19 protein-coding genes are annotated in these 26,076 nt (G+C 50.3%); 7 read left to right on the top strand and 12 right to left on the bottom strand.

Annotation, left to right across the window (positions count from 1 at the left end; genetic code table 11):
- Positions 1-58 precede the first annotated feature (58 nt).
- The 7 genes from MHH48_RS01300 to MHH48_RS01270 form a co-directional block, all read right to left on the bottom strand.
- Complete coding sequence (locus MHH48_RS01300) at positions 59-943, bottom strand: carbohydrate ABC transporter permease (protein WP_083659649.1); 885 nt, start codon at positions 941-943, stop codon at positions 59-61.
- A gap of 24 nt (positions 944-967) precedes the next feature.
- Positions 968-1,957, bottom strand: coding sequence for an ABC transporter permease subunit (locus MHH48_RS01295; RefSeq protein ID WP_179090630.1), 990 nt, complete (start codon positions 1,955-1,957; stop codon positions 968-970).
- Between the two features lie 117 nt (positions 1,958-2,074).
- On the bottom strand, positions 2,075-3,094 hold the full coding sequence (locus tag MHH48_RS01290) for a LacI family DNA-binding transcriptional regulator (RefSeq protein ID WP_076322640.1): 1,020 nt from the start codon (positions 3,092-3,094) through the stop codon (positions 2,075-2,077).
- Between the two features lie 173 nt (positions 3,095-3,267).
- A complete protein-coding gene (locus MHH48_RS01285) occupies positions 3,268-4,080 on the bottom strand; it encodes a phosphotransferase (protein WP_076322641.1) in 813 nt (270 codons plus the stop codon).
- The gene (locus MHH48_RS01280) at positions 4,073-6,292 is read right to left on the bottom strand and encodes a DEAD/DEAH box helicase (RefSeq protein WP_076322642.1); all 2,220 of its coding nucleotides are present in this window, start codon (positions 6,290-6,292) and stop codon (positions 4,073-4,075) included. The genes MHH48_RS01285 and MHH48_RS01280 overlap by 8 nt, the downstream gene beginning before the upstream one ends.
- On the bottom strand, positions 6,289-7,626 hold the full coding sequence (locus tag MHH48_RS01275) for an ATP-binding protein (protein ID WP_076322643.1): 1,338 nt from the start codon (positions 7,624-7,626) through the stop codon (positions 6,289-6,291). Before MHH48_RS01275 ends, MHH48_RS01280 begins: the two co-directional genes overlap by 4 nt.
- A 62-nt stretch (positions 7,627-7,688) precedes the next feature.
- The gene (locus tag MHH48_RS01270; RefSeq protein WP_076322644.1) at positions 7,689-9,662 is read right to left on the bottom strand and encodes a TerB N-terminal domain-containing protein; all 1,974 of its coding nucleotides are present in this window, start codon (positions 9,660-9,662) and stop codon (positions 7,689-7,691) included.
- Positions 9,663-9,800: 138 nt separating this feature from the next.
- On the opposite strand from MHH48_RS01270, the gene MHH48_RS01265 reads away from it, so the two are divergent.
- The 3 genes from MHH48_RS01265 to MHH48_RS01255 all read left to right on the top strand — a co-directional run bounded on the left by MHH48_RS01265 (position 9,801) and on the right by MHH48_RS01255 (position 12,731).
- Positions 9,801-10,463, top strand: coding sequence for a M50 family metallopeptidase (locus MHH48_RS01265; RefSeq protein WP_076322645.1), 663 nt, complete (start codon positions 9,801-9,803; stop codon positions 10,461-10,463).
- Positions 10,464-10,720: 257 nt separating this feature from the next.
- Positions 10,721-11,884: a phosphotransferase gene (locus tag MHH48_RS01260; RefSeq protein WP_076322646.1), complete on the top strand. Its 1,164-nt coding sequence runs from the start codon at positions 10,721-10,723 to the stop codon at positions 11,882-11,884.
- A gap of 226 nt (positions 11,885-12,110) precedes the next feature.
- Positions 12,111-12,731, top strand: coding sequence for a class I SAM-dependent methyltransferase (locus MHH48_RS01255; RefSeq protein ID WP_076322647.1), 621 nt, complete (start codon positions 12,111-12,113; stop codon positions 12,729-12,731).
- A gap of 675 nt (positions 12,732-13,406) precedes the next feature.
- Here the strand turns inward: MHH48_RS01255 and MHH48_RS01250 are convergent.
- Positions 13,407-16,196, bottom strand: coding sequence for a glycoside hydrolase family 2 (locus MHH48_RS01250; protein ID WP_076322649.1), 2,790 nt, complete (start codon positions 16,194-16,196; stop codon positions 13,407-13,409).
- Positions 16,197-16,343: 147 nt separating this feature from the next.
- On the opposite strand from MHH48_RS01250, the gene MHH48_RS01245 reads away from it, so the two are divergent.
- Positions 16,344-17,276: a helix-turn-helix domain-containing protein gene (locus MHH48_RS01245; RefSeq protein ID WP_076322650.1), complete on the top strand. Its 933-nt coding sequence runs from the start codon at positions 16,344-16,346 to the stop codon at positions 17,274-17,276.
- 135 nt (positions 17,277-17,411) lie between these two features.
- Here the strand turns inward: MHH48_RS01245 and fhuB are convergent, their stop codons facing one another.
- Both fhuB and MHH48_RS01235 read right to left on the bottom strand, forming a co-directional pair.
- Positions 17,412-19,403 (bottom strand): Fe(3+)-hydroxamate ABC transporter permease FhuB, encoded by a 1,992-nt coding sequence (gene fhuB / locus MHH48_RS01240; protein WP_340390000.1) that lies wholly within the window; start codon positions 19,401-19,403, stop codon positions 17,412-17,414.
- A gap of 110 nt (positions 19,404-19,513) precedes the next feature.
- The gene (locus MHH48_RS01235) at positions 19,514-20,548 is read right to left on the bottom strand and encodes an iron-siderophore ABC transporter substrate-binding protein (RefSeq protein WP_076322652.1); all 1,035 of its coding nucleotides are present in this window, start codon (positions 20,546-20,548) and stop codon (positions 19,514-19,516) included.
- A gap of 314 nt (positions 20,549-20,862) precedes the next feature.
- Between MHH48_RS01235 and MHH48_RS01230 the strand changes: the two genes are divergently transcribed.
- Positions 20,863-21,081, top strand: a complete 219-nt coding sequence (locus MHH48_RS01230) for a DNA-binding protein (protein ID WP_076322653.1) — start codon at positions 20,863-20,865, stop codon at positions 21,079-21,081.
- A gap of 133 nt (positions 21,082-21,214) precedes the next feature.
- On the opposite strand, the gene MHH48_RS01225 is transcribed toward MHH48_RS01230, so the two are convergent.
- Both MHH48_RS01225 and MHH48_RS01220 read right to left on the bottom strand, forming a co-directional pair.
- Entirely contained in the window at positions 21,215-22,984 is a 1,770-nt protein-coding gene (locus tag MHH48_RS01225) for an oleate hydratase (protein WP_076322654.1), read from the bottom strand.
- Between the two features lie 112 nt (positions 22,985-23,096).
- Positions 23,097-23,663 carry a TetR-like C-terminal domain-containing protein gene (locus tag MHH48_RS01220; RefSeq protein ID WP_076322655.1) on the bottom strand — a complete coding sequence of 189 codons (567 nt, stop codon included), beginning with the start codon at positions 23,661-23,663 and terminating at the stop codon, positions 23,097-23,099.
- A 403-nt stretch (positions 23,664-24,066) separates the two neighbouring features.
- Between MHH48_RS01220 and MHH48_RS01215 the strand changes: the two genes are divergently transcribed.
- Positions 24,067-25,587 (top strand): flavocytochrome c, encoded by a 1,521-nt coding sequence (locus tag MHH48_RS01215; RefSeq protein ID WP_076322656.1) that lies wholly within the window; start codon positions 24,067-24,069, stop codon positions 25,585-25,587.
- A 120-nt stretch (positions 25,588-25,707) separates the two neighbouring features.
- On the top strand, positions 25,708-26,019 hold the full coding sequence (locus MHH48_RS01210) for a helix-turn-helix transcriptional regulator (RefSeq protein WP_076322657.1): 312 nt from the start codon (positions 25,708-25,710) through the stop codon (positions 26,017-26,019).
- Positions 26,020-26,076: the final 57 nt, after the last annotated feature.

Genomic DNA, 26,076 nt, shown 5'->3' with positions numbered 1-26,076 from the left:
TTAGACCCCAATCTTTTACAAGCTTGCTTCTGCTCCACTCCTTTAAAGAGCAGCTTCTCTACTCTTTAACAGCTCCGAGCATCATGCCGGAGATAAAATATCTTTGTAATATTGGATACATCACAACAATTGGCAGCGTCGTCACGACAATGGTTGCTAGTTGGACCCCTTTGGTGGTCGTCTGGATCGCGACGGACCCGATGTTTTGCATCGATTGCGTCTGGGACTGCACAATAATCTCATACAGCATCATCTGTAATGGATAGAGTGCTTGGTCCGTGATATACAATTTGGTGGTCATAAAATCATTCCATTGCCCGACCCCGTTAAACAAGGCAATCGTCGCCATGGCCGGCATGGAAAGAGGAATAAAGATGCTCAGGAAAATCCTCCAGTCGCCCCCGCCGTCGATCTTCGCCGACTCTTCCAGGGAATCCGGTACGTTTCGGAAGAAGTTCATCAGAATAATAACATCGTAAAAGCTTAATAGAGCGGGAATAATATAAACCCAGAAGCTGTTTAACAGCCCCAAGTCTTTGATTAACAAATACGTCGGAATCATGCCGCCCGAGAAAAACATGGTGACGACACCCATTGCGACATAGAACTTGCGGCCGCGGACGTATTTTTTACTCAAGCCGTAACCCACCATAGCACAGAAGAACACGTGCGTGATGACACCAATCACGGTTTTGGCCACCGAGATGAAAAAGGCATTCCATATGTTTGCATCCCTGAACACGGCCTGATAATTCTCAAGCGAGAATTCGGTAGGCCAGAAGATGAACCCGCCCTCGGCAAGAGACCTGCCCGAGCTAAAGGATGAAACGACAACGTTCCATAACGGAACGACAATGATGATGGTAAACGTAACCAGTAAAATGATGTTGATCGTATCAAAGATCCGGCTATCGAGATCCCCTTTTGCTGCTTTCAAATTCACCGTAATGCCTCCCTTTTGCATGACCTACAGGACGGATTGATTATCATTCAATTTACTGGTCACTTTGTTGGCCGTAACAAGCAGAATGACGGAGATGATGGATACACCCAAACCAACGGCGGTTGCATAAGAGAAATCGCCCTGCGTCATACCCATCCGGTACACGTACGAGTTAATGACTTCCGCCTTTTCCCGGTTCTGCGAATTCATGAGCACCAGGGTTTGATCCAGATTCGATCCCAATAAACCGCTTACAGTAAGGATCAGGTTCAAGCTGATAATCATCTTCATGTTCGGTAAGGTGATGTTCCAAATCTGTCTTAGTCGGCTAGCCCCGTCGATTCTTGCGGCCTCATAGTAGGTCGGATCAATCTTGGCCATGATCGCCAGGTACAGAATCGTTCCCCATCCGGCCTCTTTCCATATATCCGACAAGGTCGCGATCCACCAATATTTGCTCGGGTCGAGCAAAATGTTTTGCGGCTGCGAGATCAGGCCCAGACTAAGCAATATTTCGTTGAACAGGCCGGATGTCGAGAACCAGGTAATGAGCATGCCGCCCAATACGATCCAGGACAAGAAGTGAGGCAGATACGACACGGTTTGGACGAATTTTTTGAAGCGCCCCATGCCGACCTCATAAATCATAATGGCCAGAATGATCGGAATGACAAAGCCGATCGCCAATTTTAAGAAGCTGATGCCCAGCGTGTTAACGACGGAATCCCAAAAATACTTGTCCGACAAAATAATTTTGAAATTATCCAGCCCCACCCACGGAGCGGAATCCAGCGTATCGATAACGGTGTAGTTCTTAAACGCAATCGTCAAACCGTAAATCGGGATGTAGCAGAAGATAAACATGAAGATAACGCCGGGAATGATCATCGATTGAAGCTCCCATTGCCGCTTGTAATCGATGAAGAATTCCTTGATCCTCTGCCCCAACGGCTTCTTCCCGTTTGGTTGAACCGGGCTTGTGCCGGTTGACTGAACTGCAGCTGTTTTGCTCACCTCTTAGCCTCCTTTGATCAAAAACCGTATAAAAACGTTTTTATTTTGGACGAAAAAAACCCCTGATTTTTTAAAATCATTTTAAAAAACCGCCTTGGTGTGATTTCTTTTCTTCGCTTAACCCGATTCATTCCGATTCATCTTCACATGACTGGAGCCGCGAACGACCAACTCCCCTGGAAGCTTCTGAATCTTGCCCTTCTCTTTCTTCTGAATCATGCGCACCAGATGATCCACGACCAGAATCCCCTGTCTGGCAATCTGATTGCGTACGGTCGATAAAGGCGGCGTAAAATACTGCGCGATATCGATATCGTCGAAGCCCACGACACTGACGTCCTGCGGAACCTCGTATCCATGGGACTTCAGAGCCCGAATGCAGCCGATGGCACTCACATCATTACCGGCAAGAAAAGCATCTGGCACTTTCCCGGGGTGTAAGTGAAGAAACGATTTGACGGCGTTATAGGAACCTTCTTCCTCAAAATAGCCTTGCAGTATGTAGTCTCCGTCGATCGGGAACTGGCACTCCCTAAGCGCAGCCAGATATCCTTCCTTCCGCTGCACGCTGTCAAACATCGTATCCACGCCGGAAATGTAGGCGATCTTCTTATGCCCCAGGCTGATCAGGTACTTGGTTGCTTCATAACCGGCTACGTAAGAGTCGAATATGATGCTGCCCATCGTCTCGTTCTGAACCTCGCGATCCAGGAAAACGGCCTTAATCTTGTCTTTCTCCATGGCGACGATGTCTCTATCATCGATCTTCAGCTCTTCGAAGATAATGACGCCATCCACCCGGCCGCCCATAATATTGCTCATAATCACCTGTTTATCCTTCGTCACAAACACGTTCAATCCATAACCCAGTCGGTCACATTCCCGTGACATCGACTCCACCAATGTGTAGAAGTAAGGCCCTGACACGCTTGTTGTAAAGAAGCCCAGCATCTTGGTCTTCCCCGACTTCAACAGCTTTCCGTTCAGGTTAGGTACATAATTAAGCCGTTCCGCCACCTTCAGCACATGGGATTTGGTCTCCGGGTTTAATACATCTACATCATTTAATGCATTCGAAACCGTAGAAATGGAGACCCCGGCTTCTCTTGCCACATCCTTGATTGTTACTTTGCCCATATAACCATTCCATTCTTCCTTTGCGATAAAAACGTTTTTATGTACATAAGTTACCATACATGTGAGGTGAACACAATGCTTTTTTGGAAGGGGTTTCAAATATTTTTTCGATTAGTCCCACCCCTCGGTAGTCAGACATATTGAAAAAGCAGGCACTCTTCAAAGCGTACCCTTCATCGGTACCACTCTTCAAAGTGTGCCTGCAGAAACTGAATCTCTTTTTCGTAATGGGCCACATGCCCCTCATCGATCATTCTCTGGTATGCCTTGTTGCCTTGTGCCGCACCGGTTGTAAGTGTATCGCATAATGCCTCGATGCGTCTTATAGTCCAAACTTTCATGTTGGGAGGTGGTGCTACACCATAAGACTTAAAGAACAGCGATATTCTGTGAGTGCGATCCGCTGCATGGTATTCCGATCGATAAGGTATCGATGTCCCTGTAGTGGAATCTATTGCAAAGCTTGCTAGCGGGACTGAGGTGTACAGCATATAAACCATGTCCCAGATTCGTGGACCTGGCGCAGCCAAATCAAAATCGATCAGCGCAACCGGTACTTCGTCTTTAAACACGATATTATACAAAGCGGCATCATTGTGACAGATCACTTCATCATCCCATTCCCCCGGAGTCCGAGAATGATGTGCAGCCTCCGATTGGATTGAAGCTGTTGCAAAGCCTTGTACAGCGTCATGATAACGCCGTAACAACGCTGCACTCTGGATAAGGGCCTGGTCCGACCATATATAGGGTTTAAAATCAGGATATTGGTTTCCCGGCACCTCTCCAGGAATGAAGGACAAGATCTCGCGACCGCTATGATCAATACCTATGAACTTGGGGGCGCCTTCAAAGCCCTGCTTCTCCAAGTGTCGGAGCAAGTCATGCACGAAGGAACTCCATTTAGTCGTACGGTGAACGTTATTTCCGATACGTACCACTTCGTTAACATTGCCACCAGGAAGTACTTCTTCCTTGTCACACATCCATAGCTCCCCTTCCTGCTGCTCCATATGCCATTCCCAGCACCTCAGCCAGTCCTTCCAGATCCAATCCGTCGGCGGCAAAAGCGGTGCGAACGAGTTTCGGCGGAACGAACTCGTCATATTTGCCGAGATACGGCGCTTCATCCGGATCGAGGAGCGCGCCGGCGTCCTCACAATCCATCAGTTCCTTCTTAATTTCCTCCATCAGCGTCTTATTATCGACCTTACCCGCGACAACCATATAATATGGCTCCATCGGCACGATGGAGCGCAGCGCCAGCCGCTCGGACAGATTATGCTTCAGCAATCGTTCCAGCGTGCGGAACTGTTTGCTGCCCGCCCAAGGCAGGATGAACAGGGAGTCGCCGCCCGCCGGTATGACCACCTGCTTCAGCAGTCCGCTTTCCCGGGCGAGACGACGAGCCCGTTCCAGTCGATTCACCGCGCCCGGCGCCAGATACGGATAGATAGCGCTGTCGGCCAGCACCTCACGCATCTTCTGCACCACGCGGGTATGCACATCTCCGCCTGCACCAAGCCACAAGGTATCGACCTTCCCTTTGGCCGACTTCACATACAGGGCCTTATGCTTCGTATCGACTTCCTCCACCTTCCACAGCTTGCCCGCGAGCGAGAAGCAGTAGCCCGGCGGCGGCACGGTCGTAATCGATCCGATTTCTTCGGACCCATTATATACGACATGCTCCTCATCGTCCTTAAACACCGCATAGAAGCGGTAGTTGTTCACGATCTTCTCCCCGCCAAGGCCGATGATCAGACTGCCTTCTTCCGTCCGCTGGATATGATCGGTTTGGAGCAAATACTGCAAGAACTCCTTGTATTCCTCCGGCTCAATGCCGCGGAAAGCCGGCAGCGTCAACACCGCTCTCGCCAAATCCGGCGGTTCAGCCTCGCCCATGCTCTTGAGTGTGCTCATCGTCTGATGGTAAAGCACGCCCACCGGTTTCTTCCGCAGGGCCAGCGGTTCGACCCACTTCTCGCGAATATATAGCTCAATGACGGCAATGGCCCGGAGCAGCATCCATGGCATGCGTGCAGGCAGCATGGCTTCCTCGTCCTCGTCCTCCGGACAGAGGAACATCATCTCGGAGGCCTGATCCCCGCGCCGGCCGGAGCGGCCGAGCCGCTGGACGAAGCTGGAGCAGCTGTACGGCGCGCCAAGCTGGATCACCCGCTCCAGCTCGCCGAGATCGATGCCGAGCTCCAGCGTCAGGGTGGCAGCCGCAACGGCTGGCCCCGGGCCTTCGCGGAGCGCGGCCTCGGCTTCCTCGCGCAGCATCGCGGAGATGCTTCCATGGTGCACATGGAAGACATCCCGCTGCTCGCGCTTGGCTGCAATCCGTCGCAGCTCGAGCGTGGTCAGCTCGGCATCCGAGCGGCTGTTGGTGAAGACCAGCGCTTTTTTCAGATGCGTGTTGTCGTATACGAAGTCGTAATAGGCTTTGCGCGCAAGCTCCAGCTGCTCCGCCTGCTTCTCATCCCGCGCATCCGGGAAGGAGAAATGCTCGACCGACAGCCGCAGCTTCCGTCCTCCTTGCGGGGCGATGACTTCGACCGCGTTCTTCGTGCCCGCACCCAGCCAGCCGGCTGCGGTCTCATAGTCGCTAAGCGTTGCCGACAACCCGATACGGCGAGGCGAGCAGGAAGCCATCCGTTCGATCCGGGTCAGCTGGCTCAGCACCTGAATGCCGCGGTCAGCCCCCATAAAGGCATGAACCTCGTCAATGATGACATACCGCAAGTCCTGGAACAGCGCCGGGATGGCGTTCGGCCGGTTCATCAGCAGCCCCTCAAGCGATTCCGGCGTAATCTGCAGCACGCCGGACGGCTTCTGCATCAGCTTGGTTTTCTCGGCTTGGGACACATCACCATGCCAATGCCATACCGGCACCTGGCCTTCCTTCAACAGATCGGTGATGCGTTCAAATTGGTCGTTAATCAGCGCCTTAAGCGGCCCGATATACAGAATCCCGACCGAGCTGGAAGGCAGGTTGCACAGCTCCGTCAGCGCCGGGAAGAACGCGGCTTCGGTCTTGCCCGATGCCGTGCCCGAAGCAATCAGCAGATGATTCGGCGTATCAAACAGGACGCGGCAGGCTTCCACCTGCGCCTCGCGAAGCGTGTCCCATCTTTTTTTATAGATAAACTCCTGAATGAACGGGGCCAGTCTGGAAAAAGGGTTCGCGCTCATAATTCAAACTCCGCCAGCAGATCGTCCAGATCATCCGAATTGGTATCATTGGCCCCTTTGCCTTGCGGCTGCACTGCGGCACGCTCGCCTAACAGCTCCTCAAACGTGGCCTCCGGATGCTGATGCAGCGTATGCAGCAGATCCATGAAATCCCGCACCACCTCGCGGGTGGTTAGCAGCTCCTCAGCCCCCAGCCGATTCACGGCCGTCTGCATGAATGCGATGAGCTGATCATCCGTTAACTGCGCTTCATATTTGAAGTGCAGAGCGTGAATATCCCGCAGCTTTTGCAGGAGGATCAAAATCTCCTCATACGACAGCATGTCCAGCTTCAAAATGGGCGAGGTGTAGGTTTTCAGCGAACCACTGCCGTAACGCCCGTCAATCAGGCGGGAGCGCAGCGCGTCATAACTGAACAGCCCCCGGCGCTCATCCTCGACAAACTGCGGCGTTCCGCCCATATAAATGCCCAAATGCTCCGCTTTGCCCTGCATCGTGTCGTTGAACATGGTCAGCAGCTTCTCGTAGTTGCTCTGACGAGACACGCTGTTGGTGATTTTGTAGAGGTTAACCCCTTCGTCTATGAACAATAGCAATCCCTTATAACCGATGGCAGCCGTGAATTCCGACCACAGCTTCATATAATCGTACCAGTTGTCGTCATCGATAATGACCCCAACGCCAAGGTCCTTGCGCGCCTCCGTCTTCGTCGGTACTTCCCCGCGGAGCCAGCGCAGCGCTGCCCCTTTGCGGTCATCGTCACCAAGCTTATAGCCGTTCCAGTAAGCAGCCAGCACCTTCGCAAAATCAAACCCGTGCACCAGATTCTGCATGCCGTTTGTCACCGCATAGATCTGCAGCTCCACCCGATCGTTCAGGGCAGAATCATCCGGGCGCATACCCGTCTCCTGCATGATGTCCTGCTGGATCGCAGCGATCCATTTCTGCAAAATGGCCTCCAGCGCGCCCCCGTCCGGACGCGTCCTCGTGGACAGATGGGTCATCAGCTCACGATAAGTGGCAAGCCCTTGCCCTTTCGTGCCCACCAGCCGCCGCTCCGGCGAAAGATCCGCATCCGCCACCACGAAATCGCGGTCCATCGCGTAGTTGCGGATGATCTGCAGCAGGAAGCTTTTTCCGCTTCCGTAGCGGCCCGTAATCAGGCGGAAGGCAGCGCCGCCCTCGGCGATATTATCCATATCGCGCAGGATGGACTCCACCTCCGGCTTCCGGCCGACGGCGATGAACTCAAGCCCCACCCGCGGCACAACCCCTGCCGTTAAAGAGTTTACGAGGGCCGTTGTGAGCCGTTTCGGTATTTTTAGTTCCGTCATAGTTCCACCTCTTTCAAGCATCTTACAAGCATAACGAGTCCAAACGATTTCAATCCGTCCTGTTACACGGACTTTAATGTTTCCAGCATATCTATATAATCATCCGCAATGGCCTCTCCATCGATCAGAAGATCACCGATGGTATCCATCGCGGCCTCATTGATCTCATCAAGCAATAACGCCGGCATAGAACCGGCCTTCTCCGCAATTTGCTGCAGCCCCAGACGGTTCGATCCTACCTTGAGGGCGTGGAGAACTTCGAGGTGGATGGGATTGAGACGCTCTGCGAGCTCCTGCCATTCCTCATCCTCTACCTCCCATTGCCACGACCGCTCTCCTACTGTAGGCATCACTGAAATCGCCTCTTCATCTACAACGTGCGGATCCATAACATGGATACCCCCAGCCTCAGATGAATGTTCATCTAGAGGGCCCATGGATTGCATTGAGCGATCATCAGTGCTCCCTGACGACTCCATAGACCTTCTGTTAGCTGCTTCTGATTCCGATTCTTCCGTGTTCACGGAACGAACGATGCCATTTGCTTCATCAAGCTGATCACGCACCTCTATAGCGCCCGGCTCATAAGGGTCCGCATCAAAATCCATCACAGCTTGGAACACGTCCGGTTTCTTCGCCGCCGATTTTCGGGAGGAACGGCCTTTGGAAGGCGAAGCCATGTTAGTGCTTGTTCCCACATCTTCGGAGTAGCCTGGAGAGGCTCCAACTGACGGAGCAGACTCCGGTGCCGGCTGGCTGTTGATCACCTCAGCCTGCTGCCCGGCTTCCTCCGTAAGCAGCATGTCGCGGACCTGGTCCGACTCCCGCTGTAATCTGTGCAGCTTCCCCGTGTCGATCTGAACCTCCGGTATCGCCTGTTTGCGCTGAGCCTCCAGCTGCTCCTGAACCTCTTTTTTCAGATAACGGGTGACGATCTCTTCCACTTCGGGCTCAACCGCATCCTGGCCGCGCAGCCGTCCCTTAAAGCCTCTCAATTCCCGCAGCTTATTCTCGGTCAAGCGAACCAGCCCCGTTATATAGGAGCGCAGAGGAGCGTACTCGCTTAAGGATACCACCGTCAGCACGACGTTTCGCCCGTATAACCCATGATCGTACACCGCGCTGCGGAATAAATGCCGTTTCACCTGCCGGGGCCGTGGTTGAAAGCGGTCGATGAAGCGCTGCCCCTTCATTTTGGCTAAGTAACTGTCCACGAGTGCAATCACCTTCGGGGCGTACTGTTCCAGGTCCTTGCGGCCATTCTCCTGGTAAAAACGGCTCTTCTCCACGTCATAATCCAGCAAATCCAGCAGCAACTCCCATGATAGCTCCACGGGCTGGAGAGAGAACCGGCGCTTCCATTCCTTCTCCTTCAGCTCAGCGGACAAGACGCGCGGAAAGCGCTGATACGTTTCCCGGATCGGCATATCCAGGCCATGCACGATCATAAAATCATATAGCCACTCCCGCAGGTACGTATCCAGCTTGGCATAACGCTTCCGGTAGGCCATCCACGCCTGCTCCATCAATGCATAGCCCTGCAGGGGATCGCTCCAGCCCACGCCATGGATCAGCTCGTAAAAATAGACAAACAAATAGGATAAGTCCGTATCCGGGTACCGCCCAGACCTTACTTCCTCCCGCCAGTAAAAATACCATTTGAACTGGTCGCTGGCCATCTGGTCGTAGGTCGGCCAATAGCTTTTGAAGGCTACAAAAGGGGCCTCTCCCTCTACATGCCATGCGAGCTCCCTTGCCTTTTGCACGAATTGCTGCTCCTTGGTCACGTAGCGGAAGTCCTCGCCCCAATTCATATCCAGCGGCTCCTGCGGCTTCACAATCAGGGATTCCTTCGCTCTGGCAGCAGAATCAACGGGTTCCTGCCCCTGATGATCTGATGGCTTGTCCAGTAACGAGACGTCCTGCTCGTCGCCTGCCAGCTCAAATTCAGCAAAACGAATCCCTTGGTCATTCACGAGCGTAGTATGTCTTATATGTTCTATGTGATTGTCGTTGTTAGGCTTATCGTTTTTCATCGAATATGAACCTCCGTCACAACTTCAATTATACCATTTAACCTATAGGGACTAACCGATTTTCACATGTTTCTCATCTGTATTATAATGGACGGAATGATAGTCTAGCGAATGACTTTATGCTGAAAGGACCTTCGAATGAATAAATGGCTGAAAGCATTGTTATTTCTAGTGGGTGCGGCTATTCTGACAAGGCTGATCCCCTTCTCTTCCTGGTTCCGCATCCTGGATACGATGATCCATGAGCTGGGGCATGCCGTCATGACCCTTCTCATGTCGGGGCGCGTGCTCAGCATCGAGCTGAATCCCGATCACAGCGGCGTGACCTATTCCATGCTGGCTTCCGGTGGCTGGAGTCCGATTGTGGTCTCGCTTGCAGGCTATATGTCGGCATCCCTATTCGCCATTCTGATGTTCTACGGCTATGCCAAGAAAAAACAGGACACCGGCCTGATCACCATTACCGTGCTTGCCCTCATCATGATCATTTTCTTCGTACGCGCCGGCTATGGATTATGGTGGCTCATTATTTTTATGATCGTGAATCTGATCTTCTATTTCCTTGGCGAGAAGGTCCGTAATTTCTACTACCTGCTGCTCGCCTTTCTCGTGCTGGAAGAGTCCGTGGTCGGTCCGCTAACTCTCCTAACCATGGCGCTGGCCCAGCCCAAGCAAGCGGGCGACGCCTCCAACCTGGCCAACATGACCGTGCTCCCGGCCTTCGTCTGGGCGCTGCTGTTCCTGCTGTTCTCCCTATGGTGCGCGAAGATGGCGCTGCAGCTGTTCTGGAAGAAGCGGTGAAACAGGTTCGTCGCAGGCAGAAGAAGCCAGCGTTATCCAACCATTGGGATGACGCTGGCTTTTTTATAAGGCTTGATTTTCATGTGAAGCAACCTTATCGGAGATGGAGCAGGATTGACCCCCTCTTTGTCTAATATACTGTATGTGTATATTAGACGAATTCGTCCATTGGGTTCTATGTGGGAAATGGGTGAATTCGTAGAGAAAACATTATCTAAAATCAATGCAAGTAAAAATTAAATAAAGGGATAGATTAAATGCACTCAGAAATTATATTGAAGAATAATTCCAACATACCTATAGAGGATAAGTTTGACCAGATCAACGCTTGTATTGAATCCATACATGGAAATTCAGCTGCTGAACTTGTGTCAATAACTTGTGATAATACTGGTTATAAGACTCCAAACTTCACAACCTCTGGTATATTTCGTTTGCATGGGTTGGTAAAGCTATATAACGAATTGAAGCCGTGGTGCGTTATCTTAAAAATCATTAAGCCAGACACACCCGAGAAAGATAACTTTGAACATCACAACTACTGGAGACGTGAAGCACTTGTATTTGAGTCAGGAGTTTTAAGAGAACTTCCTGATTCTATTTATGGTGCAGAGAGCTATTTGGTTGAAGAACAACAAGATGGTACCATATGGATCTGGATGGAATATATTAAGGGCGAATACGCAAAAACAGTTGAGCAATTTTCATATATCGCCCGACAATTAGGCCGTTTTAATGGGGCCTATCTTAAAGGAATAAAAATGATGCCTGAACATGAGTGGATATGCAGAGCTTGGCTCAAATCATGGTCGACTGCAAGCCGCATATATGCTCCTAATATGGAGGAGTATGTAAGTCGAATATCTACAGACAATGTGCAAAGTACTTGGGCTTGGTATCAAGAGATGCTCAAAAACATTGACTCTTCAATTGACTCGCTCCAACAGCTACCGCGTGTACTGGCACATCAAGATTTGAGCCAGATGAATATGTTGCTCGTTAAAAAAGAAGCGAGCGAAAGTCAACTCGTTCTAATCGACTGGCAGTTCATGAGTATATCTGGTATTGGCGAAGACTTGGGTAAGTTGTATGGGGTGAATATGAGTCTTGGTAGTATTCCGCCTGACCAATATATGAGATTTCAAAGCTCTTTATATAATGCATACCTAGAGGGGTTGCGAGATATGGGATGGCAGGGTGACATGGGATTAGTGAGATATGGATTCTGTTTAAGCACTGCCCTAAGAAGTGTGTGGGAGGTCCCACAATTCTTTTCCATTATGGCTCAGTTAGAAGACGAGCCTAATAATATAAAACTCGAAGAAAGACTCACCCGCCTTGATTGCATTATTACAGTACATAAACAAATGGCCGCGGAGGCTAATTCCATTAAACTGACATTAAAGGAAAAATCCATATAAATCAAAAAGGGCAATTAGATCCGATAACAACGCATTCACGCTGCGGTTCTAGCAGCCCTCAGTCCCGGAAGAATAGGGCGAAGAAGCGAGTAGACTATTGAAGTTCTGGAAAAGAGGAAGATCGAATCGAAATACCTAGTATAAATGTAGTGATGAAGGATCAAAGAGATAGTTGAGTATTCTAGATGCGACAGATATCTATTAATAATTACTCAGGAGCCAACCAATGAATAACAATTGGAATAAAATTATTTATAAAATCTGGTCACCCATTTATGATAAAATTTTCAATTCAAACATTTTTCTCCATGCACGTAAACAAATATTCCAAGAGGCCCCCTTCAATAACACACAAAAGATACTTTTTGTCGGCGTAGGCACAGGAGCTGATTTAGAGTTATTGAACCATAATGATTTAGATATAACGGCTATAGATTTCTCACCAGATATGTTGAGAAAAGCAAGAGCGAAATTCAAGAATTCTCGCATTAAGTTTTTAGAAATGGACGCTCAAAATATGGCGTTTAACGATATGTCGTTTGACTATGTGGTTGGAAGTCTAATTCTTTCCGTAGTACCTGATGCTGACAAGTGTTTTCAAGAAATGGGTAGAGTTTTAAAACAAGAAGGAAGGATCGTTATTTTCGATAAATTTACCCCTAGTAACAATAAACTCTCGTTATCAAAAAAGTTGTTTAGACCACTAATTAAAGTCTTAGGAACAGATATTGGATTGAATTTTGAAGAGTTGTACCTAAGAAATAATAAAAATTTAAGTATAGAAGAAGATAAACCCGTCATGCTGAATGGGATGTATAGAAAAATAGTCGTTAGAAAAATCAGTTGACATCTATACAAGATTATTCTTGATTGGTGGTTGAGTTTATGGGAGAGGCGTGTAAATTGAGCTGTGGTCACTGCTCATATAATCAAGAGGTGTTTTTAGGTATTGGATTTCAATATATTAATTTGATTTCTATTTTAGAATGGTATAAGGAGGATGTCGGTCGACAACGAATCAGAGAGTTTATGCATGAGAAGGATTCAACTTTTGACTGCTTTGATGGTCTGTATGTATGTCAGAAGTGCCGCTATCTACTAAATGAACCATATTTACATATGAGATCAGATTCTCAAACGTATACGAACCGTTACGTATGTCCGCGCTGTACAGCTCCAATGCCATCAAAGCCTTTAGAGTATCTCCAAAACACAGCACTAGATTGTCCTGATTGTGGGCAAGAAAAGCTCGTGGTGAATTTTTATATGGATTGGGATTAGGGCGTACATCTAGGCCAAGCGAGTTTTTTTACTGAAATAATTGCACGCACAAACTAAGTAAGGAAAGAGAGCGGCTTTATTTTCAAAGAAGACGAGAATATCCGATAACACCATATTCCCACCTCAAGGCTGTCAAGACGAAAAATCCCCATAAAAAAATGGGCTGCCCGGCACGTAGTTATTCACTACAAATGGACAGCCCACTTACTATTATACTTTACATTAATGGTTTATTTCATGATCACCGGCACCGCACCAGCAAATCGATCGGATAGCGGCCCGCATTCCGACCATACAGACTGATGCCGCCTTCCTCGGCCCGCAGCTTCAGTTGGAAGCTGCGCTTGCGGTCAAGCTCTGCCGCGAGTCTCCCCGGTACCTGCGCCTGGCACAGGTATCCGTATGAACCGGCGTCTTCCAGAAGGTTGTTGACCGGCTGATAGTGCCACGAGAGAACGCCTCGGCTATCGGCAGGATCATCTGTGAGCACAGCCTCGCCGATTTGGACATCGTCCACCCATACGGATATACGGGATTCATGCAGCTCTTCATCCGTCATATAGTAAGTGCTTGGGTTATACTCCACGTCCGCCGACGCCCCGTGCATAAAGTCGATTCCGTGCGTGCGATGCCGCGCACCCTCGATATTTCTGGCTAATAAGCGTTTCGCGCCAGCTTCGAAGAAAATCTCGATATCGCGGATTAGCGGCTGTTCGTCATGATCTGGCAGCTGCACCTCATAGACGAATCGGCCTTCTCCGCCGCCATTCACTTTGGAGCCTTGAAGGGCCTCCCACATATAGGCGAAGCTTTGCTTACGGAATGTGTTAACCGGGATGCTTACGGTTCTGCCTTCCACTCCATCGTTCCCCTGTCCCTTTCCGCCACGCACGTCAAACGTCGTAAAGTTGCGTGTTACCACACCGTTCGCTGCATTCAGAAGACGAACTCCGAGGATCGCAACCGCATCTGTCTTCGGCATGCGAAGCTTCAATTCCGTTAGTGGCGTAACACCGTAGCCGTCCCAGGCCACTTCCAAGGTCCCTTGATCAGCGACAACCTTCGTTCCGAGCTGATCATAGGATAATTCCCAAGCCAGGGTAAGCTTCTGTCCATGGTATTGATCCGAATAACTGGAGCGCAGCAGCGGTATGACGGCCTCAGCCCCTTGCTCCAGCGTCTGGCAGGGCGGTGCGACAATCACGATGAAGTCCGGCGTGTGCAGGTCGGCGATCGTCATGCCCGGCACAAAATCCTCATACCCGAATTTTTTGTCCGTCCCATCCAGACGGTAGTAGCCATTGAATTCGTTTGTCACGTCACGGAATTCCGTAAATACGAAACCGCACAGCTTATCATGGCGCCGGAATTCGTTCAGCATGTAACGGTAATGCCACGCGAGATCGCTGTCCCCGGCTCCCCCGTCAACTCCCCACACGTTTCCGCATTCGCTGTTCATGAGCGGAGCGTCACCTTGCTGATTGCCGCCGATATAGTTATGTTCGGATCCCGGATGAGTCTTCTGGACAATCTCCTCGATATGATTGCGCAGCGGTTCATACCCATTGATGTAAAAATGCCACGTGTTGATATCCGTCTCCACATGATCGTAAGCGCATGGAGAATTGTCCTCCACAATCCGAGTCGGGTCCACCTCCTTGGCCCATCTGTATTTCTCCCTTACCCATTCCTGCGTCTCCGGAAGATAGTAGCTGTGCTGCTCCTCTCCGCCCGTTAAACCCGTCGTTTTACTGTCGGTACGGAGTCCCCAAGTTTCGTTAAACATGACCCATGAAAAAATCGACGGATGATTCCGGTCCCGCTCAATCACTTCCTGCGCTTCGCGCTCATAGGCAGAACGTGCCGTTTCATCCGGATTACCCCAGAAGCATGGCATATCCTCCATCACCAGAATCCCGAGTTTATCCGCCCAATACAGCTTGCGGGGCTCCTCCGGTTTAATATGAATCCGCACGAAGTTCAGACCAAGCCGTTTCATCAGATAGATCTCGTCCCGCATCTCCGTGTCCGTCGGGTAGGTGAAGAATCCCGTCTGGTGGTAGGATTGGTCCAGCGTTCCGTTTAAATAGACCGGCTTTCCGTTGAGCGTAATCCAGCGATAATCCCGTCCGTCGAACTTCGCCGTTCCGATCTCCCGTATGCCAAAATAAGTATGGACTACATCTTCGCCCGAGGAACCCGCCAGGCGCAGCTCCCCTTCGTATAAATGAGGGGTTTCGGGGCTCCACAGCCGCGGGTCGTGGACTTGGAACACCGTTGTCCGTTCATTCGCGCCTTCTTGCAGCTCCCACTCCACCTGATGCGTAACCGAGCCCTCCGCAAACGAGAGTTGGAGTGTCGCTACGCCTGCTTCTTGAGCCTGGATCTTGGATTTCAACTCGATCTGACCGTCAATGGAAGTCGTAAAGATGGCTTGCTCCATGTAGGTTTGCGGCCGGGCCTCCAGCCAAACTGGCTGCCAAATGCCCCGGATCTCGCCATACCCCTGCTTCCCGCGGGCTTGGTAATTATGGTCGAAGTCCTCTGCACGGACAACGATCGTATTGTCCTTTGCCGAATCCCACACCGTTGTCACGTCAAACTCGAAAGTTCCGTATCCGCCTTGATGCGAGCCGACATGCTTGCCATTGACCCATACATCACACAGATAATCGACGGCGCCAAACCGCAGAAAGATTCGGGACTGCTTCTTCGCCGGCTCCCACTTCACGGACCGACGATACCAGCCTACCCCCTTCTCGTTACGCTCAATACCGGACAAGGGACTGACCCAAGAGAACGGCACCGTAATCTCTGAGGTAAAAAGGCTGGCATCTCCGCCCTGCAAGCCAGTAGCGTCATCACCGGCGCTCGTACCCGCTTGCTGTCGTACATTACCTGATCCTTCCGTATCGAGCCGGAACGACCACTGGCCGTTCAAATTCAACCAGTCTTTTCGTTCAAAATCCGGTCTGGGGTACTCCGCGCGCGGAATTTCCGTGTGAATGGAGGGTGCTACAGAAGTATTCATGAAGCAAACACAACCTTTCCTTTTTCTGAATTTGCCCCTATTCTAGCACCTGTATATAATAAATGCAATGTACATTATACTTTTACAATATATCGAATTTATTGTACACTTGGAGTCACCACAACTCTTCAGTAAAGGAAGGGGATTATGAACGAATCGAAGCTGGAAACCAACCGTTATCCGGCATCCCGGATCGTGGAAGTAGCCAAGGCCCTATCCAGTGATGTCCGTGTTCGCATCCTTGAAGCGCTCGGCGATAGACCGATGAGTGTCGGTCAGTTGGCGGAGGCGCTTGGGATTGCCCAGCCTACGGTGTCCATTAATGTCCAGATGCTGGAGCAAGCGGATCTGATCGTCTCTTCGCAAGGAGCGAATCGGGAAAAAATCTGCGCCGTCACCTGCCGCTCCATTTTTCTCGAACTCCCCTCGAAGCCCGGCGAGGGGCTGCAGCGCACGGAAGAAATCCACATGCCGATCGGCATGTTCTCCCACTGCTATATCGAGCCAACCTGCGGCATGGCAGCTCGGGACGGATCTCTGATCGGATCGCCGGACGATCCGCGCGCCTTTTACATGCCGGAACGAACGGAGGCTGCGCTGCTCTGGTTCTCGGGATCAGGATATATCGAATATTATTTTGCGAACCCTATGCCGCCCGGAGCGGCTCTTGATGAGCTCCGCATCCGCGCGGAGCTTAGCTCCGAGGCGCCTTCCTTCCAGCAGGATTGGCCATCCGACATCACCGTTAGCATCAACGACCTCCCTGTAGGTACTTGGACAAGTCCCGGTGATTTTGGTGATCGCAAGGGGAAACTCACCCCGGATAAATGGAGGAGCGGCAGTGAGTACGGCATGCTGACGGAATGGCGCGTAACCAAGCAAGGCAGCCAGGTCAATGGCCACGAATCCAGTGCTACGACCATCGATTCGCTGGAGCTTGCCTTTAACCGGCCAATCCGCATCCGCTTTGAGGTGAAGAAAGACGCCGAGCACCCGAACGGCCTGAATCTATATGGTTCGGGTTTCGGAGATCATCCGCAGGATATCATCCTGTCGTTTGTGCGGTACACGGAAGCCTAACAGCCGACCACAGCCAGAAGAAGCAAGGCAAATCTAATAATATAATCAACCGAATGAAGACAAAAAAGGCTATCCCCTGTCACCTCTCTTGGCGACTATGGAATAGCCTTTTTGGATATTTAATCATCATGACGGTTATTTCTTCTTCAGCTTATTGGTTTTCCCCATCAAATATAACAGATACGGCGCTCCCAGGAGCGCGGTAACGATACCCGAAGGCAATTCCTTCGGAATCATGACCACCCTCCCGATCCAGTCTGCTCCAGCCAGCAAAATTCCGCCGAGCAGCGCCGCGATGACCATCGATTGCCGATGGCGGGCGCCGACCAGCATCCTGGCGGCATGCGGCGCAAGCAGTCCGATAAAGCCGACCGAGCCGACATTGGCTGCGGCAATCGAAGCCAACAGCACCGCAATGATGGCGACATACATCCGGGTATTCCGTACATGAAGGCCGAGACCGGTGGAGCTTTCTTCGCTGAACGTCAGCAGATCCACCTTCCGCCCGAGCCACGCAGCCAGAGGCAGCAGGATCAGAATGGCGGGAACAATCCGCTGGACCTCCGTCCAGCCCCGGTTATACGTGCTCCCCGCCATCCAGGATAATGCCGGCGCTACGTCGACCTTCGCATGAATGATCATCAGATTGATGATGGCAGAACCAAGCGCGGCAACTGCAATTCCAACCAGCGTAAGAATCGTCGGATGAAGTCCTCTTTTCCAGGACACCGCGTATACCAAAGCGGCTGCAGCCAACCCTCCGAGAACCGCTCCGACCGGTACCCAGCCAGCCGACAATTGCGGAAAGCCTACCATCAGAAGCAGTGCGCCCGCACCGGCTCCGCTGGTCACTCCGATCACCTGGGGATCCCCCAGCGGATTCCGGACCGCATTCTGCAGAAGACTGCCGCTGACGGCCAGCGCCATGCCGGACAAGCCGGCTGTGAGCAGCCTCGGCAAGCGGAATTCCAGCAGAATCTGGCGATACATCGACTCGCCGCCTCCCGTAAGCACGGCCAGCACTTCCGTGAAGGGAATGCGCAGACTGCCGCTCATCAGGCTGAATATCCATACCAGCGCCAGCAGCACGCTGAACAGTGTTACCAAGGCCGGATATGGTATCCGGCGCAGGCTCGTGCCCGCCATGGCTGATCCGCCAGAAGCCCCGCGCCCTCCGATCAACGAGCGGGATACCCGCATGGCAAGCCAGATGAGGCACGGGGCTCCGATCATGGCCGTAATGGCCCCGACCGGAAGCTCACCGTAGGCGTTTATGAACATCCTGGCCACCGTGTCGGCCCCGACAAGCAGAGCAGAGCCCCATAAGGCAGCCAGCGGAATTAACCCCGCATGCCGGATCACGCCGGACAGGCGAACCAGATGAGGAGCGACCAACCCGATAAAGCCGATCGGACCGACCACGCTCACGGTCACGCAGGCCAGCACAATGGCTGCCCCCATCGCAAGCAAGCGGGTGGTGCCGACTTTTTGGCCAAGGGAACGTGCCGACTCTTCATTGAGGGTCAGAATGTCCCACTGGCGTACCGCCAAACACAGCACGATCAGCCCGCCAATGATCCACGGCCATGAAAAAGCTACGCCATCCCAGTCATTCTGAATTAGCGAGCCGGAGCCCCACAGAAAAATCCCCTGCGTCGTTTGCTGGTTCAGCAGCACAAGCGCACTCGTAACGGAGGATAAAACCAGAGTGACGATCATCCCGGACAATGCAATCCGCAAGGGGGAGCCCTGCGTTTTTCCCGCCAGCGCATAGACCGCTACAGCCGCCAGTGTTCCCCCTGCCACAGCCAAAGGAAGGGCATACTGATGCAGCAGTCCCGGCCAGAAGATCATCCCCGCCACGACGGCCAAATAAGCGCCGGCATTCACGCCAAGCGTTGTCTCCGATGCCAGCGGGTTGCGCGTGACGGTCTGCATGAGCACACCCGACACCGCCAAGGCCGCGCCTGATAATAGGCCCATCACTGTTCGAGGAAGGCGCACGCTGCGGATGAGATGATGATCCGCAATATCCTGAGGAGACACCAAGGCCTGGACCACCGTTTTGACGGATATATCCGCTAGCCCTTGCGTCAAGCTGATAAACGTGAGAAATAACAGAGCCACAAGGCCTCCAACCAGCATCCATAACGGCTTCCAGCCCCTACCTGAGGAAACGGGTGGGGCTGGATGGATGCTCACCGGCGCGGAGCCTTGTGCCAGTTTCTTGCCGAGACTCATTTTGTGAGCAGATCAGCTGTCTTCTGGGCCATGGTTTGGGCAGACAATGGGCCGCCGTATGGCCACATGTCACCGCCAAGTGCATACACGCGGTCTTCTTTAACAAAGTTCAGACCTTTCCATACCGGATTGTCCTTCAATTGGTTCTCGATGACGTTATCGCTATCCTGAATCATATGCAGGAAATTCGCATCCTGAAGGGCAGGCAATGCCTCTACGTCCCCAGTGGTAAATCCATAAACCTCAAATTGATTAGGCTTATGGGCATTGGTTAACCCGATGTGCTCCAAAATTTTGACGGCCAGGGAATTGTCCGTCGAAATCCGGAACGTCACCGCATTCTGGTTACTGTACCCCATCGCCAGCGCAAATGGTTTTTCCGTCATACCGGCAGCTTCAAGCTTGGCTTTGGCGTCGGCATAGGTTTGATCCAGGTCGCTAAGCACTTTTGCAGCTTCGTCTTTTTTGCCAAGCACGTCAGCAATCGTATTGAAGGTATTAACCATCTCTTCATACTGGTCCCCTTGTCCCTCAACCGGATAAGGATCGAATACCAATGTTGGCGCGATGCTGTTGTAAGTATCATAGCCAGCTTCAAGATTCGATTTCAAACCGATGATCAGGTCCGGCTTCAAGGAAGCGATAAGCTCGAGATTCGGCTCTTGACGAGTGCCGACATCGGTCACGTCCGAACCGATCTCCACCGGAATGCTTACCCATTGGTTCATCCCCTCAATATCTGCAATGCCGACGGGCTGAACGCCGAGCGCAAGGACATCCTCCGCGTAAAGCCATTCCAGTGCGACAATACGCTTAGGAACGCCAGTGATTTCCGTTTCGCCCAGGGCGTGCTTAATGGTTCGGGTCTCCGGCGTGGCCTCGGTGTTATCCCCACCTTGTGCGGCCCCTTGATCCGAATTCTGCGCTGCGGTAGAGCCGCCTCCATCATTGGATGCCGCGCCTCCGCCACAACCGGCTAAAACCAATGCAAATATCAATACGATAAACACGAGACCCTTCATACTGCGCATTGAATTTCTCCCCCTCATACCCTCTATGTATTGTAGATATTGTTTACTAATAATAATTATTGAGAACAATTATCATTATCAACACTCAGCACAATGATAATTATTCTCATTAAGATTGTCAATAGAATTTATGAAGATTGCCTGAACCCTCCATGAATCTGCCTTTTCTGCCATGAATATGGAATTCGTTCTTTACAGAACATGAGATGTATAACATAATCTTACTAAATTATTCCTACAAAACTTAGCGTCTACCATTCAGTCTGGTGCCTTATATCCGCTTTAACAAAACAACCGAAAAGAGAGGGATCTGCATGCGTGACAAAACCCCCACTCCGGCTGCAGAGAGCGACTTTCCCGTTAAAGCCGGCAAACCTGCACGGCAAGCCCTTATCGTTGCAGGCTATCATCAGCTTGCCGACCTCACCCAAGCATCCGAGAAAGAACTGCTGGCGCTTCACGGGGTAGGGCCCAAAGCGATCAGAATACTGCGCGAAGCTCTTGCCGAGAAGGGCCTTTCCTTCAAAGAATAAATAAACACGATAGGTCTCCAAAGGCCATAAAGGCCAGGGATCTATCGTGTTTGTTTTTTTCCCATACAGCACACCAATCTTGGATTGGTGCGCTCATTGATGTTCCATATCATCTTTGACAATGGGACTTCGACTATATGATGTTATAGCGTTTCAATATATCTTCGATGACGGTTCCGGAAACTTTTTTCAAAGCCTGCTTTTCCAATAAGTTCATGATCAACGGAAGCTTCAAATCGGTTAGTTTTTTACCGTCCATCATTTTGGAAGTGGAGTCCAGCAGTACACGGACATCGTAGCAGGAGCCGAATACTTCAGGTACGCCGCGGTCTACGTTTAATAAGATATACACGGCCTCCATTGCTGTTCGAACCGAATATTCGGTTGTAAATACGGTGTCGCGAACCGTGTCGGCAAACTGTCCGATAAACGCGAAGTTGACGCAACCATCCGGAACTACTTTCGGCCGGTCTCCTTCTGTTCTCGGCATGAAGAATGCCGTAATGTAAGGCATCATGGTCGGGATGCAGCGGGCAGAGTTGGCAGCCATGTCAGCAATTTCATGCTCTGGCACACCCAGGTGGTACAGCCACTCCATCGTAATTTCCTCGCCTGTACATTCTCTCATCGGCTTCTTGACGTAATCGCCCGGAACATCGGTGAATAATCCATATACCCATACCACAAGCTGATCTTTCGGCTGCTCTTTGAAATGCGGTTGACGATTTAGAGTGTAACTCATGAGCCACTTGGAATCCTTTACGGACACGATGCCACCGGTAACGACCTTTCCGCTGAACGGGTCGCGTTTACAGATTTTTTCGATATAAGGCGGGATTCTGTCATCAAGGGTCGTAACGGTTGCCGATTCCCAGTTCGTCGCTTCCGTATTCGTGCAGAATTTATCGGGGCGCCCAAAGGATGGATCCTGCTTGGCGATATTTCTCCAGAGCTCCCAGCAGCCGCCTGCGGAACGATTGAATTCAGCCGCACGATGATGGTCGCCCGAAGAAGAATTTTCCGTGCAGCTGCCATTTGTCACAAACACCAAATCATCTTCCGTTAAATCGATATATTCCTCATTGCCAGCACGGCGACATACAATTTGCTTGGCAACCTTCTTATTACCTTGAATATCAAATACTACATTCGTGACCGTTGTATCATATTGGAAATGAACGCCATGCGACTGCAAATATTTCATCATTGGCAGAATCAATGACTCATATTGATTATATTTCGTAAATTTTAACGCCGAAAAATCAGGCAGTCCGCCAATATGGTGAATGAATCTTTGAATGTAAAGCTTCATCTCCAAAGCGCTGTGCCAATCTTCAAAGGCAAACATCGTTCTCCAGTAAAGCCAGAAATTCGAGGCAAAGAAATCCTCCGTGAATACATCGGTAATTTGCTTATCATACAAATCTTCGTTTCGAGTAAAGAATAACTTCACGATTTCCAGCGAAGCTTTTTCACTCAGAGCAAATTTTCCATCCGTATGGGCATCCTCGCCTCGGTTAACCGTGGCTCTCATTAGAGAATAGTTTGGATCTTTCTTGTTCAGCCAGTAAAACTCATCCAAAACCGATGCGCCTTCAATTTCAAGAGACGGAATAGTACGGAACAAATCCCACAAGCATTCAAAATGATCTTCCATTTCCCGTCCACCGCGAATAATAAAACCTTTATCGCTGTCATGAATTCCGTCGCAGGCACCTCCGGGAAGACTAAGCTCCTCCAGAATGTGAACCCGTTCTCCCTTCATTTGGCCGTCGCGCACAAGGAAGCACGCAGCTGCCAGAGAGCCTAAACCGGCTCCAACCAGATATGCTGATTTTTTGTCGACATCGACCGGTTTTTCCGGACGGGCAAACGCTTCATAATTTCCATTGCTATAATACATTCCAGTCACCTCCGAATTGATTCTAGCAACTTCATCATAAGAAAATATTCGGAGGTCTCCTATAGACAATGTCCGCCTAATGTCGAAACTTTCGACAAAAGCCTAATATTGTCTAATGATCGTGGTGCGATTTAAACTTTTCAAGCGCGAAAAAAATATCCCCTTGAATCAAAATGCTTAGCCGGTCCACAATCGCAGCGGGCTCTTCCTTCATCCCTTTAGCAATCCAATCCAGCATCAATCCTACAAACGCATATTTATAAAAGTCAGCGATAAACGACTTATCATCATCCCTGATCGACATCGTAACGGCCTTTTCCTCGATAACTCCTATCAAAAGATTATAGGTTACGTTAAATAGGTACCTTTCCAGCTGCTCTCGTTTAATCGAATGATAGACACTCGTCACAAACGCCTTGTTTTTCAGCACATACTCAAATATTTGCAATAGGCCCTGCTGCCACGTGTCATATGTTTTCTTGCCATCCAACGCTATGGTAGCCTCGCTTGTGCAAATCCACTCCACAAGATCATAAATATCCTTGAAATGATAATAAAACGTTTGGCGATTTACTTCGCAGTCCTCAACAATATCAATAACGGTTATCTTATCAAGCGTTTTTTTCTCAAGCATTCTTTTTAGCGATAGGGCAAGCGCCTTTTTTGTTGTTTGTGCCATAAAACCCCTCCAATTAAGAGCGTAATCATCCACAGAGGCAATTATCAGATTATATATCTTCATTATAAAGGAACTCAACGCGAAAAAGCGGTATCCTTATGAGGCAAAATAAATTGGAAACACGCAGGAAGTCAAGAGATCGTAGCCCGGGTGGCATCGTAATAAATAAAACCCAATACACATTGTGAAATAATTCACCACATAATTGATTGCTCTATATTACAATGAAGTGGATCTGACGAGGCTGACCGGAGGGAGGCAACCGGGGAAGATCTGAGATTCGAAGAGTAAAGGTCACGCTCACGTTCCCTTTCGCTTCTCGCTTTCCTACGTTACGACCTCCTTTTTCGATTGGCTCTTTATGGTCAACTAAATAGATATAGAGAAAATGGAGGGTTACACAGTGAAAAGGAAGTTTGCAGCAACGCTTATACTCATTCTCTCTTTCATGCTTGCTATCGCGGGATGCGGCAGCGGGAACCAGGATCAGAGTCAGGACAACGCGAAAAAAGAAGAAGACCAAGAAACGGCCGTTTCGGGTGCGTCCCAAACCGGTTATACGCCGATCGATCAGCTCAAAGAAAAGTATGATATCATCATCGTCGGTGCAGGCGGAGCCGGTATGTCTGCTGCCCTTGAGGCAAAAGAAAAAGGCATGAATCCGGTCATTTTTGAAAAAATGCCGATTGCCGGCGGGAATACCATAAAATCATCTTCGGGCATGAATGCTTCCGAAACCAAGTTCCAACAAGAACAGGGCATTAAGGACAACAACGATTTATTTTATGAAGAGACTTTAAAGGGCGGTCATGGAACCAACGACAAAGACATGCTTCGTTTCTTCGTTGACAACTCGGCAAGCGCGATCGATTGGCTGGATTCCATTGGGATTCGGTTGAACAATATCACCATTACGGGCGGCATGAACGAAAAACGCACGCACCGTCCTGAGGACGGCTCAGCAGTAGGACAATACCTTGTCAACGGACTGGTAAAAAATGTACAAGAACAAGAAATTCCGCTATTCGTCAATGCCAAGGTAACGGATATTACGGAAAAAGACGGCAAGGTAAACGGCGTCAAAGTCATCTTCAACGAGAATGATGAGAAAAACATTGCAGCAGATGCCGTCGTTGTGACAACCGGCGGTTTCGGAGCCAATATGGACATGATTTCCGAAGTTCGGTCCGATCTGAAAGGGTACGTGACCACCAACCAGGAAGGCAGCACCGGTGACGGCATCACCATGATTGAAAAGCTCGGCGGTACAACGGTCGATATGGATCAAATCCAGGTTCACCCTACGGTGCAGCAGGAGAAATCTTATCTCATCGGGGAAGCCGTTCGGGGAGAAGGAGCCATCCTCGTGACCAACCAAGGCAAACGTTTCACAAACGAGCTGGATACTCGGGACAACGTCACCGCCGCCATCAATAAGCTTCCTGACAAATCGGCTTATCTTGTGTTCGATTCCGGGGTAAAATCCCGCGTCAAAGCGATTCAGCAATATGAGAAAATGGGCTTTGTCATTCACGGTGATTCGATCGAGGCTTTGGCCAAAGAAATGGGTGTTCCAGCCGAACAGCTTAAAGCCACACTGGATACATGGAACAACGCGGTGAAGAACAATAAAGATACCGAATTCAACAGAACGACAGGCATGGACAACGACTTGTCCGGGGCGCCATACCATGCCATCCAAATCGCCCCCGGTATTCACTACACCATGGGCGGCGTAAAAATCAACACGAACACGGAAGTTTTGGATAAAGACGGCAAGCCTATTCCAGGATTGTTTGCAGCCGGTGAACTAACAGGCGGATTGCACGGTCAAAACCGGATCGGTGGCAACTCTGTTGCCGAGATCATTATTTTCGGCCGCCAAGCCGGCATCAAATCAGCTGAATTTGTGGGAGCACGGTAAGCTGTAGTCTGCATCCTTCATACGGCAAAACAACAAACGCTTGGTCTTGTTTTGATCTTCCGATAGCCATCTTTTTAAAAACCATATTTACATTTCTATAAAAATAGATATAATAAGCATATGGATACCTTACAAACCATCAAAGCACTATCAAACGAGTCCCGGTTTAAAATCCTGGAGTGGCTGAAGCATCCGGAGGAACATTTTGCTCCGCAGGATCACATGCCTTCGAAATGTGATTTTCAGGGCGGTATCTGCGTGGGCTCCATTTCGGATAAAACAGGACTCGCTCAGTCGGTCGTTTCTGGCTACCTGGTAAAATTGCAAAAGGCCGGTCTACTAGAATCCCATCGAGCGGGCCAGTGGACATATTACAGACGGAATGAGGAAGGCATTCAGCGTTTTATCGAACAACTCAAGAAAGAGCTTTAGGCTTAAAAAGCAAAGTGAAATTGAAGATTAAGCTTAAAAGCTCTTTCTTTTTATCAT

Origin of the sequence: Paenibacillus sp. FSL F4-0100 (assembly GCF_037993005.1) — a bacterium.
GTDB lineage: Bacteria > Bacillota > Bacilli > Paenibacillales > Paenibacillaceae > Paenibacillus_AQ.
Note: the sequence above shows the minus strand (reverse complement) of the source record. Positions and strands in the feature narration are given on the sequence as shown.

Coding starts and splice junctions, on each gene's coding strand:
- MHH48_RS01290 (WP_076322640.1), bottom strand. CDS start 3,094: ATGGGCAAAGTAACAATCAAGGATGTGGCAAGAGAAGCCGGGGTCTCC.
- MHH48_RS01285 (WP_076322641.1), bottom strand. CDS start 4,080: ATGTGTGACAAGGAAGAAGTACTTCCTGGTGGCAATGTTAACGAAGTG.
- MHH48_RS01280 (WP_076322642.1), bottom strand. CDS start 6,292: ATGAGCGCGAACCCTTTTTCCAGACTGGCCCCGTTCATTCAGGAGTTT.
- MHH48_RS01275 (WP_076322643.1), bottom strand. CDS start 7,626: ATGACGGAACTAAAAATACCGAAACGGCTCACAACGGCCCTCGTAAAC.
- MHH48_RS01270 (WP_076322644.1), bottom strand. CDS start 9,662: ATGAAAAACGATAAGCCTAACAACGACAATCACATAGAACATATAAGA.
- MHH48_RS01265 (WP_076322645.1), top strand. CDS start 9,801: ATGAATAAATGGCTGAAAGCATTGTTATTTCTAGTGGGTGCGGCTATT.
- MHH48_RS01260 (WP_076322646.1), top strand. CDS start 10,721: ATGCACTCAGAAATTATATTGAAGAATAATTCCAACATACCTATAGAG.
- MHH48_RS01255 (WP_076322647.1), top strand. CDS start 12,111: ATGAATAACAATTGGAATAAAATTATTTATAAAATCTGGTCACCCATT.
- MHH48_RS01250 (WP_076322649.1), bottom strand. CDS start 16,196: ATGAATACTTCTGTAGCACCCTCCATTCACACGGAAATTCCGCGCGCG.
- MHH48_RS01245 (WP_076322650.1), top strand. CDS start 16,344: ATGAACGAATCGAAGCTGGAAACCAACCGTTATCCGGCATCCCGGATC.
- MHH48_RS01235 (WP_076322652.1), bottom strand. CDS start 20,548: ATGCGCAGTATGAAGGGTCTCGTGTTTATCGTATTGATATTTGCATTG.
- MHH48_RS01230 (WP_076322653.1), top strand. CDS start 20,863: ATGCGTGACAAAACCCCCACTCCGGCTGCAGAGAGCGACTTTCCCGTT.
- MHH48_RS01225 (WP_076322654.1), bottom strand. CDS start 22,984: ATGTATTATAGCAATGGAAATTATGAAGCGTTTGCCCGTCCGGAAAAA.
- MHH48_RS01220 (WP_076322655.1), bottom strand. CDS start 23,663: ATGGCACAAACAACAAAAAAGGCGCTTGCCCTATCGCTAAAAAGAATG.
- MHH48_RS01210 (WP_076322657.1), top strand. CDS start 25,708: ATGGATACCTTACAAACCATCAAAGCACTATCAAACGAGTCCCGGTTT.